Origin of the sequence: Paraburkholderia sp. JPY419 (assembly GCF_050435705.1) — a bacterium.
Classification (GTDB): domain Bacteria; phylum Pseudomonadota; class Gammaproteobacteria; order Burkholderiales; family Burkholderiaceae; genus Paraburkholderia; species Paraburkholderia youngii.
The window spans coordinates 1704667-1720059 of sequence record NZ_JBNDKV010000004.1 but is presented as its reverse complement, the minus strand read 5'-3'; the positions used below and the strand labels follow the sequence as shown (position 1 = coordinate 1720059).

Annotated in this window: 12 protein-coding genes; 9 read left to right on the top strand and 3 right to left on the bottom strand. The window is 63.8% G+C overall.

Annotated features, from left to right (window positions below):
* Positions 1 to 35 precede the first annotated feature (35 nt).
* The 9 genes from QFZ91_RS36400 (at position 36) to folD (ending at position 10464) form a co-directional block, all read left to right on the top strand.
* Positions 36 to 1223: an FAD-dependent oxidoreductase gene (locus QFZ91_RS36400; protein WP_255208991.1), complete on the top strand. Its 1188-nt coding sequence runs from the start codon at positions 36 to 38 to the stop codon at positions 1221 to 1223.
* Between the two features lie 14 nt (positions 1224 to 1237).
* On the top strand, positions 1238 to 1495 hold the full coding sequence (locus QFZ91_RS36395; protein ID WP_429570230.1) for a sarcosine oxidase subunit delta: 258 nt from the start codon (positions 1238 to 1240) through the stop codon (positions 1493 to 1495).
* Positions 1496 to 4459, top strand: a complete 2964-nt coding sequence (locus QFZ91_RS36390) for a glycine cleavage T C-terminal barrel domain-containing protein (RefSeq protein WP_429570229.1) — start codon at positions 1496 to 1498, stop codon at positions 4457 to 4459.
* On the top strand, positions 4456 to 5130 hold the full coding sequence (locus QFZ91_RS36385; protein ID WP_429570228.1) for a hypothetical protein: 675 nt from the start codon (positions 4456 to 4458) through the stop codon (positions 5128 to 5130). Before QFZ91_RS36390 ends, QFZ91_RS36385 begins: the two co-directional genes overlap by 4 nt.
* Before the next feature lie 81 nt (positions 5131 to 5211).
* Positions 5212 to 6540, top strand: coding sequence for a type III glutamate--ammonia ligase (gene glnT / locus QFZ91_RS36380; protein ID WP_176383709.1), 1329 nt, complete (start codon positions 5212 to 5214; stop codon positions 6538 to 6540).
* Positions 6541 to 6590: 50 nt separating this feature from the next.
* Positions 6591 to 7499, top strand: coding sequence for an amidophosphoribosyltransferase (locus QFZ91_RS36375; RefSeq protein ID WP_176368160.1), 909 nt, complete (start codon positions 6591 to 6593; stop codon positions 7497 to 7499).
* Entirely contained in the window at positions 7487 to 8185 is a 699-nt protein-coding gene (locus QFZ91_RS36370) for a protein glxC (protein ID WP_176125245.1), read from the top strand. The genes QFZ91_RS36375 and QFZ91_RS36370 overlap by 13 nt, the downstream gene beginning before the upstream one ends.
* Positions 8186 to 8200: 15 nt before the next feature.
* Positions 8201 to 9568 carry an FMN-binding glutamate synthase family protein gene (locus QFZ91_RS36365; protein ID WP_429570227.1) on the top strand — a complete coding sequence of 456 codons (1368 nt, stop codon included), beginning with the start codon at positions 8201 to 8203 and terminating at the stop codon, positions 9566 to 9568.
* On the top strand, positions 9565 to 10464 hold the full coding sequence (gene folD / locus QFZ91_RS36360) for a bifunctional methylenetetrahydrofolate dehydrogenase/methenyltetrahydrofolate cyclohydrolase FolD (protein WP_429570226.1): 900 nt from the start codon (positions 9565 to 9567) through the stop codon (positions 10462 to 10464). The genes QFZ91_RS36365 and folD overlap by 4 nt, the downstream gene beginning before the upstream one ends.
* Positions 10465 to 10550: 86 nt before the next feature.
* Here the strand turns inward: folD and QFZ91_RS36355 are convergent, their stop codons facing one another.
* The 3 genes from QFZ91_RS36355 to sucD are packed head-to-tail and all read right to left on the bottom strand — an operon-like array spanning position 10551 to position 15384.
* Positions 10551 to 11534, bottom strand: coding sequence for an HpcH/HpaI aldolase/citrate lyase family protein (locus QFZ91_RS36355; RefSeq protein WP_429570225.1), 984 nt, complete (start codon positions 11532 to 11534; stop codon positions 10551 to 10553).
* Between the two features lie 54 nt (positions 11535 to 11588).
* On the bottom strand, positions 11589 to 14501 hold the full coding sequence (locus tag QFZ91_RS36350; RefSeq protein WP_429570224.1) for a phosphoenolpyruvate carboxylase: 2913 nt from the start codon (positions 14499 to 14501) through the stop codon (positions 11589 to 11591).
* Positions 14479 to 15384: a succinate--CoA ligase subunit alpha gene (sucD, locus tag QFZ91_RS36345; protein WP_429570223.1), complete on the bottom strand. Its 906-nt coding sequence runs from the start codon at positions 15382 to 15384 to the stop codon at positions 14479 to 14481. The genes QFZ91_RS36350 and sucD overlap by 23 nt, the downstream gene beginning before the upstream one ends.
* Between the last annotated feature and the right edge of the window lie 9 nt (positions 15385 to 15393).

The following is a 15393-nucleotide window of genomic DNA, read 5'->3' as shown; positions in this document are numbered from 1 at the left end:
GCTTCGCTCTCTCGAAGAAACACCCGGAACCGAGGATGTTCACCAGACACGACACGTTGCGTCGTTCATATGACGTGGTGATCATCGGCGCTGGAGGCCACGGTCTTGCGTCGGCGTACTACCTTGCGAAGGAGCACGGCATTACGAATGTGGCAGTGCTGGAAAAGGGGTATATCGGTGGAGGTAATACCGGGCGTAACACCACGATCATCCGCTCGAACTATCTGACGCCCGAAGGGGTGAAGTTCTACGACGAGTCCGTGAAACTTTGGCAGGACCTCTCCCAGGACTTCGACCTCAACCTGTTCTATTCGACGCGCGGCCACTACACACTTGCCCATACGGATTCCGCGATGCGCACGATGCGCTGGCGCGCGGAAGTCAACAAACACTACGGGGTGGATTCGGAAGTCGTCGGGCCGAACGAAATCAAGAAAGCCGCACCGATGATCGATATTTCATGCGGGGGTGTCGCGCCGATCATGGGAGCGCTGTATCACGCGCCAGGCGCCGTTGCACGGCATGATGCGGTGGCTTGGGGTTACGGGCGCGGGGCGGATCAGCGAGGCGTCGAGATTCATCAGCAAACCGAGGTGCTCGGCATCGACGTGGTGGGGGGCAAGGTCAAAGGGGTGAAGACCTCGCGCGGCTACATCTCGACGAACAAGGTGCTGTGCGCCGTCGCGGGCTCGACCCCTCGCATGACGGACATGGTAGGCGTGCGCACGCCCATCTTCATCCACCCGCTTCAGGCGATGGTGAGCGAGCCGCTCAAGCCCTGGCTCGATCCGATCCTCGTGTCCGGCAGCCTGCATGTCTACATCAGCCAGTCGGCACGCGGAGAACTCGTGATGGGTGCGTCGCTCGATCCGTACGAACTGCATTCGACCCGCTCCACGCTGGATTTCGTGGAAGGCCTCACTGCCCACATGCTCGAAATGTTCCCGTTCCTGTCGCAGGCGAAGGTGATGCGGCAATGGGCGGGGATGGCCGACATGACGCCTGACTTTGCGCCAATCATGGGCAAGACTCCCGTAGAGGGCTTCTACCTCGATGCGGGATGGGGCACCTGGGGCTTCAAGGCCACACCCGTATGCGGCAAGACGATGTCGTACACGGTGGCGAACGACACCAGCCACCCGCTGATCGAGGGTTTCTCGCTTGACCGGTTCCGCCGCTTCTCGCTGACGGGCGAAAAGGGTGCGGCATCCGTTGGCCACTGACCTGGAGAATGACGATGAAGATCATGACCTGTCCGGTGAATGGTGCGCGCCCGATGTCGGAGTTTACGTACTGGGGCGAGATACGGCCGATGCCAGATCCGCTGGTCGCGGACGATGCGCAATGGGCCGACTACGTGTTCTGCCGCAACGGCGCTGCGGGCGTGAAGCAGGAGTGGTGGTGCCACACCTCGAGCAACACGTGGTTCATTGCCGAGCGCGATACTGCGAAAGATCTCGTGCTGTGTACTTACCTTGCCGGCGCGGAGGCCTGAATGCGTCTCACACCTCATCGCGGCGAATGGATCACACGCAATACGCACATCGGCTTCTCGTACGAAGGCAAGCACTATAGCGGCCTTTCAGGCGATACGATCACGAGCGCACTGTGGGCATCCGGCGTGCACGTGCTCGGCCGCAGCTTCAAATACCACCGGCCGCGCGGCGTGCTTTCGCTCGCCAATCACGATGTCAACGTGATGCTTCAGGACGGCGCGAGATTGAATGTGCGCGCAGATGTGACGGCCCTGACGCAGGGCAACTGGCATTCGGTCAACACGTTCGGCGGCGTGGACGCGGATCGAGGGCGCGTCATTGGCAAGCTCGCCGCGTTCCTCCCCGTCGGCTTCTACTACAAGGCGTTCCACAGCAAGCGCTGGTTTCCGCGTTGGGAACGCATGTTTCGCGCGATGACGGGCCTTGGTACCGTCGACTTCAACGCGCCGCATATTCGCACACCGAAACGCTATGGCTTCTGTGACGTCCTCGTGATCGGCGCGGGTCCGTCGGGTCTTTCGGCGGCGCTCGCTGCGGCTCAACAGGGCGCCGACGTCGTCATCGTCGACGAGAACGCGCGCATCGGCGGCAGCGGCGGCTATCAACTGGGTGGCGACGAGAAGCGATTCGAGCGGACCCGCGAGCTGGAGACGGCGGCGCTTGGACACCCGCGCATCCGCGTGATGACGGAAACGCTCGCGGCGGCGTATTACGCCGACCTGTGGGTGCCTCTCGTGGAGCCGACGCGCATTACGAAGATGCGTGCGAAAGCGGTGATCGTCGCGAGCGGTGCATTCGAGCAGCCGGCAGTGTTTCGCAACAACGACCTGCCTGGTGTGATGCTGGCTTCGGCGGCGCAGCGACTCGCGTATCGCTACAGCGTCGCGCCCGGGAAACGGGCCGTGGTGCTCACGGCCAACGCCGATGGCTATCGCGCGGCGCTGGACATGCTCGCTCGCGGCATCCCGGTCGCTGCGGTCGTGGACCTGCGCGCATCGCACAAATGCCAGGAGCTCGAACGCGTTCTGAGAGCGAAGGGTGTCGACGTGCTGATGTCGAGCTGTGTCGTCGAGGCCGTGCCGGACGCCAAGGGCAGCCAGTTGACGGGCGTACGCGTCGGCGCGTTCTCGGCGGAAGACGGTTTGCGCGCCTCGACGGCCGCGACGCGCCTGATCGAATGCGACACGTTGCTCATGAGCGTGGGCTGGGCGCCCGCGGCGAACCTTCTGTACCAGGCCAACACGAAGATGCGCTTCGACCATGACGTCGAGCAGTTCGTGCCGGAGCAGTTGCCGCCCGGTGTCTTCGCGTGCGGCCGTGTCAATGGCGTCTATACGTTCGAGAGCAAGCTGCTGGACGGCGCGCGCGCCGGCATTCAGGCGGCGGCGCACAGCGGCTTCTGCGATGTGAAGACGGCGAGCGCGACCCGGTCGCGTCTCGCGGAGCAGGAATCGCCTTCTCATCCCTGGCCGATCGTGGGCCATGATTCCGGCAAGAACTTCGTGGATTTCGACGAGGACCTGCAACTGAAGGACTTCGCGAATGCGGTTCAGGAGGGTTTCGACAACATCGAACTGTTGAAGCGCTTCTCGACCAACGGCATGGGGCCGAGCCAGGGCAAGCACTCGAACATGAACGGCCTGCGCATCCTTGCGCGGCTCACCGGCAAGAAGCCGCAGGAAGTCGGCACGACTACGGCGCGGCCGTTCTTCCATCCGGTGCCGATGTCGCATCTTGCCGGCCGTGGTTTCAATCCCGAGCGGCGCACGCCGTTGCACGCGCAGCATCAGTCGCTCAATGCAGTCTGGATGGCGGCAGGGGTCTGGCAGCGGCCGGAGTACTACGCGGTCCCGGGCAAGGCGCGCGGGACATGCATCGAGGAAGAGGCGCTCGCGGTGCGCAATGGCGTGGGCGTCATCGACGTGGGCACGCTCGGCAAGATCGAGGTGCGCGGGCCGCAGGCCGCCGAGTTTCTGGAACGCGTGTACGTGTCGAAGTACGCAGGCCTGAAGCCGGGCATGACGCGCTATGCGGTGATGTGCGACGAATCGGGTGTGGTGATCGACGACGGGGTGATCGCGCGTCTCGGGGATGATCACTTTTACTTCACGACGACGACCTCGGGCGCTGCCGCCATCTATCGTGAGCTGTCGCGGCTCAACACCATCTGGCAACTCGATTGCGGCATCGTCAACGTCACGGGCGCGTTTGCGGCGGTCAATCTCGCCGGCCCGGCGTCGCGTGCGGTGCTGGCCAGGCTCGTCGATCTGGATCTGTCGTCCGCCGCGTTTCCGTATCTCGGTGTGCGCGTGACGGGCATCGCGCTCGATCAGCATCGCGTGCCAGCACGGCTCATGCGGGTCGGCTTCGTCGGCGAATGGGGCTACGAAATCCACATTCCCGCCGAGTACGGCGCAGCGCTCTGGCGCACGCTTCTCGAAGCCGGCAAGGAACACGCCATTCGTGCATTCGGTGTCGAAGCTCAGCGTCTGTTGCGGCTGGAGAAGGGCCACGTGATCGTCAGCCAGGACACCGATGGTCTGACGACGCCGCGCGACGCGGGCATGGAATGGGCCGTGAAGATGGACAAGCCGTTCTTCGTCGGCAAGCGCAGCCTGCAGATCATCGACAGGGCGCCGGCCAAACAGCGCCTCGTCGGCTTTGCTTTGGACGCGGGTCAACGCGAAACCGGGCTGCGCGAGTGTCATCTCGTGATCGATCGCGGCGAGATTGCGGGGCGCGTGACGAGCGTCGCATGGAGCGCAACCCTGAAAAAGACGATCGGTCTCGCGTTCGTGCGGCCGGACCAGGCCGAGCCCGGCACGCGCATCAGCTTCCGTTTGACGGATGGCCGGATGGTTCCCGCAACTGTCGTTTCCACACCGTTCTACGACCCGGAGAACGAACGTCAGAAGGACAGCGTCACGACCGAAACCGCTTCGCCGAAAAAGGAGACCGCATGAACGCGCCACTTCGAATGAGCCCGGTCAGCGATGCACGCAAGCCGGCGAGCCTGCAATGGAGCGTGCGCGACGACATGCGCATCGACTTGCAGATCGATGACGCAGACAGCGCACGGGCGCAGACGCTCGGGATTGCCGACGTCTCGTACCTTGCCCGCACCGGCTTCAAGGGCAACGGCGTGGCCGCCTGGCTGCAGGCACAGGGCATTCCCGTGCCGGCGCAGCCCAATAGCTGGGCGCCGCTCGCCGCCGGTGGCGTGGTGTTGCGGCTGGGCCTCGCCGAGTATCTGATCGAAGACGGACTCATTCAAGGCAGCTCGGTGCGGATGTCGCATCTCGACACGCCCGTGCACGTGTATCCCGTGCTGCATCAGGATGTCGCGCTCGTGCTATGCGGCGAAGCGGTGCACGAGTTGTTGCTGCAAACCTGCAATGTCAACTTCCGCGCGCTCGATCTGGCGGCCCGGCCAGTCGTGCTGACCTCGATGGCGGGAGTCGCCGTCACCGTCATGCCAGGCGCCCGGGCAGGCAGGCCTTACTACCGGATCTGGGCCGACGGAACGTACGGGCTGTATCTGTGGGAAACCTTCTCGGGCATCGCTGCCGAGCTTGGCGGCGGCCCGGTCGGGATCGCCGCGATTACGGATATCGATCAGTCGCCGCCCCGGTAGTGAGCACGTGGTCGACGCGGGCGCGAACACGGGCCAGCGTTCTCCGAAACCCCTGGACTTATTACGTTTGAGGACATTCACATGACCCCCGAATTCGCCCGCAAGTTTCTAGCAGAGAACGAGGTAAAGTACATCCTCGCCCAGTTCGTCGACATCCACGGAGTGGCGAAGACCAAGTCCGTGCCCGCCGCTCACCTGGACAGCATTCTGACGGCAGGCGCCGGTTTCGCAGGCTTCGCAGTATGGGGGCTCGGTATCGATCCGCAGGGGCCTGACTTCATGGCCGTCGGCGACATCGACACGTTGCAACTCGTGCCATGGCAGCCGGGCTACGCCCGCATCGTGTGCGATGGGCATGTCAAGCGCGAACCCTGGCCGTTCGAAAGCCGCGTGACGCTCAAGAGGCAGGTGCGGCGTCTCGAAGAACAGGGCTGGATTTTGAACACGGGCCTCGAGCCCGAGTTCTCCCTGCTGCGCAAGGGCCCCGACGGCGCGATCGTGCCGTGCGATCACACCGACGCGTTGCCCAAACCCTGCTATGACTACAAGGGGCTCTCGCGCTCGCGCGAGTTCCTCGAACGCCTGACGGATGCGCTCATCAAGGCAGGCATCGACGTCTATCAGATCGACCACGAAGACGCCAACGGCCAGTTCGAGATCAACTACACGTACACGGATTGCCTCAAGTCCTGCGATCACTACGTATTCTTCAAGATGGCGGCCGCGGAGATCGCCAACGAACTCGGCCTGATCTGTTCGTTCATGCCGAAGCCCTTCGCGAACCGGCCCGGCAACGGCATGCATATGCACATGTCGATTTCGGACGGAAAGAAAAACCTCTTCGCCGACGACCACGACGAGAATGGTCTTGGCCTTTCGAAGCTCGCGTATCACTGGACGGCGGGCATTCTCAAGCATGCCGCGGCGCTCACGGCGATCTGCGCCCCGACGGTCAATTCATACAAGCGTCTTGTCGTGGGCCGTTCCTTGACCGGCGCGACATGGGCACCCGCCTACGTGAGCTATGGCGACAACAATCGTTCGTCGATGGTGCGTATTCCGGGCGGCCGGATCGAACTGCGCCTGCCCGACGCCGCCTGCAACGCATATCTCGCGACTGCCGCCGTGATCGCGGCCGGGCTCGATGGCGTCGAGAACCGTCTGGAGCCAGGCAAGCCGTGTAATGCCAATCTCTATGAAATGTCCCCGCAGGAACTCAATGAGCACGGCATCAGCATCCTGCCGCAGAACCTCTCGGCCGCGCTGCATGCACTGGAGCACGATGAAGTGATGCTCGAAGCGCTGGGACCGGCGGGCGGGGAATTCCTGCGTCTGAAGAACATGGAATGGATCGAGTACATGCGCCATGTGTCGGACTGGGAACAGAAGACGTACCTCGAATTTTTCTGACCAACACCAGGACAGTTTGTCGATTTGAATGTGATCGCGAGGAGAAAACGATGTGCGGAATTGTGGGACTACTGGTTAAAAAGCCGGAGCTGCGGGGCCGGCTCGGAGAATTGATGGTGCCGATGTTGCTGGGCATGACGGAGCGGGGGCCCGATTCGGCAGGGTTGGCCGTGTTCACGGAGCCCACCGCGGATGGCGTGCGCAAGATAAGCCTCTACTCGGGCCTCACCGATGAGGGCGCCGACTTCAACTGGCAGGGGCTCGCGCATGAGTTGAACGAGCATCTCGGCGCGAAGGCATCGGTGCATGCGAAGGACAATCACGCGATCCTGAGCGTCGCCATCGATCCCGAGACGGTCAAGCACTGGATCCGCGAAACACATCCCCGGCTGCATGTGCTGTCGACCGGCCGCATGATCGACCTGTACAAGGACACGGGCACGCCCGGCATGGTCGCAGACCGCTACGCATTCAGCGGGCTGACGGGCACGCATCTGGTCGGCCATACGCGTATGGCGACGGAGTCCGCCGTGACGCCCGATCGGGCACACCCGTTCACGGCTGGCGAAGACTTTTGCCTCGTGCACAACGGCTCGCTGTCGAACCCCAACGGCGTGCGGCGCATGCTCGAACCGCATGGCATTCGCTTCGACACGGACAACGACACGGAAGCGGCATGCCGTTTTCTCGAATACCGGCTGCGCGAGGGCGACGATCTCGAAACCGCCTTGCAAAAGGGCTTCGAGCAGCTCGACGGTTTCTACACGTTCCTGATGGGCACGCCGGACAAGCTCGCACTGATCCGCGATCCGTTCGCGTGCAAGCCGGCCGTCGTGGCCGAGACGGACGACTTCGTCGCCATTGCTTCGGAGTTCCGCTCGCTCGCGCACCTTCCCGACATCAAGCACGCGCGCGTTTTCGAACCGGCCCCAGAGGAGATGTACGTATGGACAGTGTGAACTTCGACCTGGCGTCCGCGTCGGTGACGGACGTGAATGGCTTCCTGCATCGCGAGGCCGCGCAAGCGGGCACGCGCAAGGTGTTCATCTCCAATCCCGATGGTGCGCACAACATCGCCGTGGGACTCGATTTGCCCATCGAGGTGGAGATCGACGGCCACGCGGGCTACTACGCCGCCGGCATGAACAAGGAAGCGAAAGTGACGATCTCGGGCAGCGCCAGTACGGGTGTGGCCGAGAACATGATGAGCGGGCGCGTGCACGTGAAGGGCTTCGCCTCCAATGCGGCGGGTGCATCCGCGCACGGCGGTCTGCTCGTCATCGAAGGCGATGCAGGCCTGCGTTGCGGCATCTCGCTCAAAGGGGCGGACATCGTCGTGAAGGGATCGGTCGGAAGCTTTTCGGCGTTCATGGCGCAGGCCGGCCGGATCGTGATCTGCGGCGATGCGGGTGATGCGCTGGGCGACTCGTTGTACGAGGCGGTGATCTACGTGCGCGGCAAGGTCAAGTCGCTGGGTGCGGATGCGCGTGAAGAGCCGATGCAAGGCGCCGACGTGGAAGCCGTTGCACAGCTGTTGCGCGCAGCCGGCCCAGCATTCGCCGAATTCGACCCCAAGGAATTCAGACGCGTAGCATCGGCTCGCTCGCTGTACCACTGGAATGCCGACGCGAATCAGGAATATTGAACCAGGGACCCCGCCATGGAAATCAAGCCCGTACACATGAAACACATCGCCACTGAAGAGTCCTGGGGCTTCGACCGCAAGACGATCGACTATATCCAGAACGCCGCGGCACACGGACTGTATGAGATCCGTGGCCTGGGGGCGAAGCGGCGCGTGCCGCACTTCGACGACCTGCTGTTTCTCGGAGCATCGCTGTCGCGCTATCCGCTGGAGGGATACCGCGAGAAGTGTGTGACGAAGACTGTGCTCGGCACACGCTTCGCCACAAAGCCGATCGAACTCGCGATTCCCATCACGGTTGCGGGCATGAGTTTCGGTGCGCTGTCGGCCAATGTGAAGGAGTCGCTCGGCCGTGCGGCCACGGAGATGGGCACCTCGACGACGACCGGCGACGGCGGTATGACACAAGAAGAGCGGATGTCGTCGAAAACGCTCGTCTATCAGTGCCTGCCGTCGCGCTACGGCTTCAATCCCGACGACGTGCGCAAGGCGGACGCCATCGAGGTCGTGATAGGACAAGGCGCGAAGCCGGGTGGCGGCGGCATGCTGCTCGGCCAGAAGATCTCGCCGCGTGTCGCGAAGATGCGCACGCTGCCCGAGGGTATCGACCAGCGCTCGGCATCGCGCCATCCGGACTGGACGGGCCCCGACGATCTGCAGATCAAGATCCTCGAACTGCGCGAAATGACGGACTGGGAGAAGCCCATCTACGTGAAGGTTGGCGCGACGCGCACGTTCAATGACGTCAAGCTTGCGGTGCATGCCGGCGCGGACGTGATCGTCGTCGACGGCATGCAGGGCGGTACGGCTGCCACGCAAACCTGCTTCATCGAAAACGTCGGCATTCCGACGCTTGCTGCCCTGCGCCAAGCCGTCGACGCGCTCGAAGACCTCAACATGAAGGGGCAGGTGCAGCTCATCATCTCCGGGGGCATCCGCAGCGGCGCCGACATTGCGAAGGCGCTGGCGATGGGCGCCGACGCCGTCGCAATCGGTCAGGGGGTGCTGGTGTCGCTCGGCTGCAATAGCGCTTCGTACGTCGAGGACGGCCACCATGTCAACGCGCTCGACGACTATGCGCGACTCGGCACGGCGCCTGGTTTCTGCCACCATTGCCACACGGGCAAGTGTCCCGTGGGCATCACGACGCAGGACGCCGTGTTGCAGGAGCGGCTGAAACCCGATGTCGGCGCGAAGCGCCTGAAGAACTATCTGAAGACGCTGAACATGGAGCTGACGACGATCGCGCGAGCCTGCGGCAAGCAGAACGTGCACCACCTGGAGCTGGAGGACCTCGTGGCGCTCACGGTCGAAGCAGCGGCGATGGCCCGTGTGCCGCTTGCCGGGACCAACTGGATCCCCGGCGTGAACGGCGCACGATGACGGCGCAACTGATCGACGGCCGCCACCTCGCGCGACGTCTGCGCACGCGCTTTCGCGAGCGCGTGGCGGCCTTGTCCGTGCGAGGTGTCGTGCCCGGTCTCGCGGTGGTGCTGGTCGGCGACAACGCCGCGTCCGAGCTGTACGTGGCGAACAAGGTGAAGGCGTGCGCGGACTGCGGTGTACGCTCGTTCATGCATCGCTTTCCCGCGGACTGCCGCGAGGCGGAACTGCTCGACCGAATTGCCGCCCTCAACGTCGAGCGCAGCACGCACGGCATTCTCGTGCAACTGCCGTTGCCGCCGCAGATCAACGTGCGGCGCGTTCTGGAAGGCATCGTGGTCGACAAGGACGTCGACGGTTTTCATCTGTACAACGTCGGCGCGCTGGTGGTGGGCAACTCGATCTTTCCGCCTTGCACGCCGTATGGGGTCCAGCTTCTGCTCGAGACGACGGGCATCGACGTGGCGGGGAAAAACGTCGTGGTAGTCGGCGCGAGCAATATCGTCGGCAAGCCGATGGCGCTGATGTTGCTGCAGAAGGAAGCGACGGTCACCGTTTGCCACGTGAAGACGCGGGACCTCGCACAGCACACGATACACGCCGATATTCTCGTCGTCGCGGCGGGCAAGCCCGGACTCATCAAGGCCGAAATGGTCAAGGAGGGTGCGATCGTCATCGACGTCGGGATCAACCGGATGCAGGACGGGCGCATCGTCGGCGATGTGGACTTCGAGCCCGTGCGCGAGCGGGCGGCATGGATCACGCCGGTGCCGGGCGGCGTGGGTCCGATGACGGTCACGATGCTGATCGAGAACACGCTGCGCTCCGCCGAACGGTTTGCGGACGGGGAGGCGTTTCACCCGCCGCAGCCGTTCTGGCAGGTGCCGGCAAGTTAGGCGGCAAAGTATTCTCCTTGATTCAGTGTGTTTCGGGCGCCCTGCGGACGCCCTTTTTGTTTTCCGCCACCCACGTCCCTGGATCGCTAACGGCTGCTGTCGTTGCCGATCGCGCTGGCCGTCGCAAGCAGCGCCTCGGCCATCCGGATGCTGGCGGCATCGATCAGACGGCCATCCAGCGATACCGCGCCTTTGCCTTCCTTCGCGGCCTGCGCCATGGCTTCCATGATGCGGCGCGCCTTCGTCACTTCCGCTTCGGCGGGCGTGAACACCTGGTTCGCGTGTTCGATCTGCGACGGATGAATGGCCCATTTGCCTTCGAAGCCGAGCACGGCGGCGCGGCGGGCTGCCGCAATGTAGCCATCGGGGTCGCTGAAGTCGCCGAACGGTCCGTCGATGGGACGCAGACCGTACGCGCGGCAGGCGACCATCATCCGCGTTTGTGCGGCATGCCACTGATCGCCCCAGAAGTAGTCGCGTTCGCCGCGCTCATTCTTGTCCGCGAGCACGCCGTAATCGCGATTCACGCCGCCGATCACCGTCGTGCGTGCGCGCGTCGAGGCCGCATAGTCTGCGACGCCGAACGACATGGCTTCGAGCCGCCGGCTCGACTGAGCGATGCTCTCGACGTTCGCCATGCCGAGCGCGGTCTCGATCAGCACCTCGAAGCCGATCCGTCGTGTGCGATCGCGTGCCGTTTCGATCTGCGTGACGAGCATGTCGACGGCGTACACGTCGGCAGCCACGCCGACTTTGGGGATCAGGATCATGTCGAGGCGCGGGCATGCCTCGACGATATCGACGACATCGCGATACATGTAATGCGTGTCGAGTCCGTTGATGCGCACCATCATCGTCTTGTTTCCCCAGTCGATGTCGTGGAGTCCTTCGATGATGTTCTTGCGTGCGTGCTCCTTGTCGTCCGGCGCGACGGCATCTTCGCAGTCGAGGAAGACGATGTCCGCGGCCGAACGTGCGGCCTTTTCGAACATCGCGGTGTTCGAACCGGGGACGGCTAACTCGGAACGGTGCAACCGTGCTTTGGCCTGCTCGATGACAGTGAAACTCATAGTGAAATCTCCTGGGTTGTCCAATAGGCGCGGCGCGGACCGGCGCAAGGGCGCTCAGCCCGTCGCGCCGAAGCCTGACGCAATGCAGTTGATGGAAAGCAGCAGAGGCACCTGATAGGCCCGGCGCTGCCGTTCGGTCGCCGCCGTGCGGTAGAGGCGCAGCAGTTCGATTTGTTGCCGGCTGATGAGGTCGATGGCGGGCACGCGCCGCTGCAGGCGGGCGCTGAACTTCGGAAAGCGCGTGCCCAGACCGGCCGAACCCGTGACGGCCTGCACCATCTTCACGGTGAGCCGGTATTCGGCTTCGACTTGCGAAAAGATCGTGTCGCGGATGTGGGCATCCTGCACGAGGCTCGCGTATTCGCGCGCGATAACCAGGTTCACCTGTGCCAGCGTTTTCTCGACTTCATCGATGACGAGCCGGAACACCCGTGACTCGTCGAACATCCGCCGCAGCAGCTCGGCGCCGCGCTCCTGCCGTACCGAGAGAAAGCCCTCTATCGCGCTGCCGACGCCGTACCAGCCAGTGAGCGCATGCCGGTTCTGCGCCCATGCGAACACCCACGGAATCGCACGCAGATCCTCGAGGCTCTTTGCGCCAAACCGGCGGGCAGGGCGCGAGCCCATGTTGAGCATGGACAGTTCTTCGAGCGGACTGGCGGCCTGGAAATACGCAAGCATGCCAGGCTGTTCGATGAACTTCACGTACGCTGCCCGCGACGCGCCGCTGAGCGCTTCCATCGCCTCGTCGAATTCGCCCTTGGGCAACAATGCGTCCTCCCGCTCGGACTTCAGCGTATGTTCAAGCACGCTCGATGCAAGCAATTCGACGTGATACTGCGCCGTGCCGCGATTCGCATATTTGAACGAGACCACTTCACCCTGTTCGGTGACGCGAAAACGTCCATTGACCGAACCGGCGGGTAGCGCGGCGATGGCGCGGCCAGCGGGAACGCCGCCGCGGCTCACCGATCCACCGCGCCCATGAAAAAACGCGATCGTGACGCCAAGCTCGTCGCCAAGCCGCTTGAGCTTCGTTTGCGCCTTCGACAGTTCCCAGTTGCTGGCGAGAAAGCCGCCATCCTTGTTTGAATCGGAGTAGCCGATCATGACTTCCTGCACGCCGCCTTGCGCGCGTATGCTGCGACGGACCATCGGCACTGCCAGCAACTCGCGCAGTATCTCGGGTGCCCGCCGCAGGTCGTCGATGGTTTCGAGCAGGGGCACGACGGGCAACGTGCAGCTCTCGGTGCCGAGCCAGTCGGAAAAGAGGCCGGCCTCCTTTGCCAGCAGATAGACGCCGAGCACGTCGCTCGCTCGATGCGTCATGCTCAGAATGAACGCGCCGAACGCATGACGGTCCACCCGTTGACGCATTTCGAGCACCGTACGGAACATCTGCAGTGTCTGCGCTTCGTCGGGCGGCAGCGATTCGAAACGGCGGGTCCTTTGCGCTTCGCTCTCCGAGGGCTTTCCCAGTTCGCCGATCAGCCATGCTTTCCATTCGGGCGAGTCGCTCGCGGGCGGTTCGCCCGCGGTCGCGCATGTCGCGCGCCACAGCGCGCGCAGCGTTTCCCCGACGACCGTTGTGTTCTGGCGCAGGTCGAGTTGCACGGTGCTGAAGCGAAACGTCTCGACTTCATGACGCAACGGCCGCACGAGCATCCGTGCGAGCTGCTGGCTTTGTGTCGCGAGTAGCGCCTGCTCGATCACGAGCAGATCGGCCGCCAGATCATCCGCGCTCGCGTATGCGCCCGGAACCGGCGAACCGTGGCTCGCCTGATTGGTGTCGGCGAGCGTCGCATCGAGGCGGCGCAGGATGCAGGTCAGGTATTGCCGGAACAACTCCCCAGGATTGCGCGATGCGATCGGCCCGGGTTCGCCGCTGCGCGTCAGCGCGCGAGCCAACGCTGCGTGGAAACTGTCCGGTACGGGCAGCGCTTCGGACGTGATGCTGAGCATCTGCGTCAACTCGACGAGACGTAGCCGGTATCGCTTGAGAGACGCAGCCCGGTGCTCGTGCAAGGTGGCGCGTGTGACGCTGTCATCGACGAATGGATTGCCGTCGCGGTCTCCGCCTATCCACGAGCCGAACTGGAAAAAGCGCGGCATGTCGAATCGCTCGCCCGGATAACAACGCTCGAGCGCGCTCTGCAGTTTGTCGATGAGTTGCGGCACGGCTTCGAAAAGCGTTTCGCCGAAGAAGTGCAGTCCCCATGCGACTTCCTGCGCAACGGTGGGCTTTTCAAGCCGCAATTCGCCGCTCATCCACAAGAGCTCGATGTCGTTGCGGAGCGCGAGGACGAGCGTATAGCGCTCTCGCGGCGTCCAGCGCGGGGATTCGAGTTCCATTAGACGCCGGTAGATGCGCCGGTGGCTTTCGAGCACGGTGACTCGCTTCGCTTCGGTCGGGTGAGCCGTCAGCACCGGCCGCACTTTCAGATGGCTCAACGCGTGGCGTACTGCGGCGGCGGGGACGCCGGCGCAGGCGACTTCGGCGATGACCCGTGCAAACGAGTCGGGCAGCCGGTCGTAGCCGCCTTCGATCTCGATCTCGCGGCGCCGGCGCATCGCGGTGCTCTGCTCGGCGATGCTGAGCAACTGGAACCACATGCCCTGGGCTTGCAGCATGCGTCGCAGGACGACGCGCGCGGTGCGATCGTTCATCCGTTCGTGCATCAGTTCGCTCATCGACTCGTGTGCGGACTCGCCGCGCAAAGCACGTTCCACCTCGGGCTGACGGGCGCGCGCGACGTCGCACAACAGTTGCGACAGGAGGTCGATCACTGCGTGCTCATAGTTCTCCGCGCTGAGCGTGGGCAAGGACGCCGAGGCCGTTGCGAGCTTGTGCAGCCCGTCGTCGGCGGTGTGTCCGAGCGCATGGAGGGGGCGCACAGTCTCGACGCGCGGCGAGTCGGACTGTGTGTCTGTGCCATAGCCCCAGTCAGGCAACGCGGCGCGTGACATTTTGTTCGAGCACAGAGGCAACCGTGAAACCCAGGTCGGACGCGCTGGGCGCAACCGCGAGACCGTAGGACTGCATGATTTGCGCTTTTTCGGCCGCGCTGTCGCCCGCTGCCGAGATGATGGCGCCCGCATGTCCCATGCGTCGTCCTTTGGGCGCGGTCAAGCCCGCTACATAGCCGACGACAGGCTTGGTCATATGCTCGCTGACCCACCTGGCCGCTTCGGCCTCTTGCGGCCCGCCGATTTCCCCGATCATCACGACAGCCTCGGTTTCGGGGTCCTGCTCGAACAATTTCAGGTGGTCGAGAAACGAACTGCCGTTGATCGGGTCGCCGCCGATGCCCACGCTCGTGGTGACGCCGAGGCCGAGCGCATTGAGTTGCGCAGCGGCTTCATAACCGAGCGTGCCCGAGCGCGAGACGATGCCGACATTGCCGCGGCGGTAGATATGGCCGGGCATGATGCCGAGCATCGCGCGTCCCGCGCTGATGATGCCCGCGCAGTTCGGACCGACCACCATGGTGCGGGTCTCCTTCGGATAGCGAAGGAGATAGCGCTTCACGCGCATCATGTCCTGCGCCGGAATGCCGTCCGTGATCACACAGACGAGTTTCAGGCCCGCGTCGGCGGCTTCCATGATGGCGTCGCCGCAGTAAGGGGGCGGCACGAACACGAGGCTCGCAGTTGCGCCTGTTTCGCTCACGGCGTTTTTCACGGTGTCGAACACGGGGCGCTCGAGGTGATGCTTTCCTCCCTTGCCGGGAGTCACGCCGCCGACCACGTTCGTCCCATAGGCGATCATCTCTTTCGCGTGGAATGAGGCCTTGTCACCTGTAAAGCCCTGTACGATGACGCGAGTGGTTTCGTCGATCAGGATGCTCATGTCGGTAGT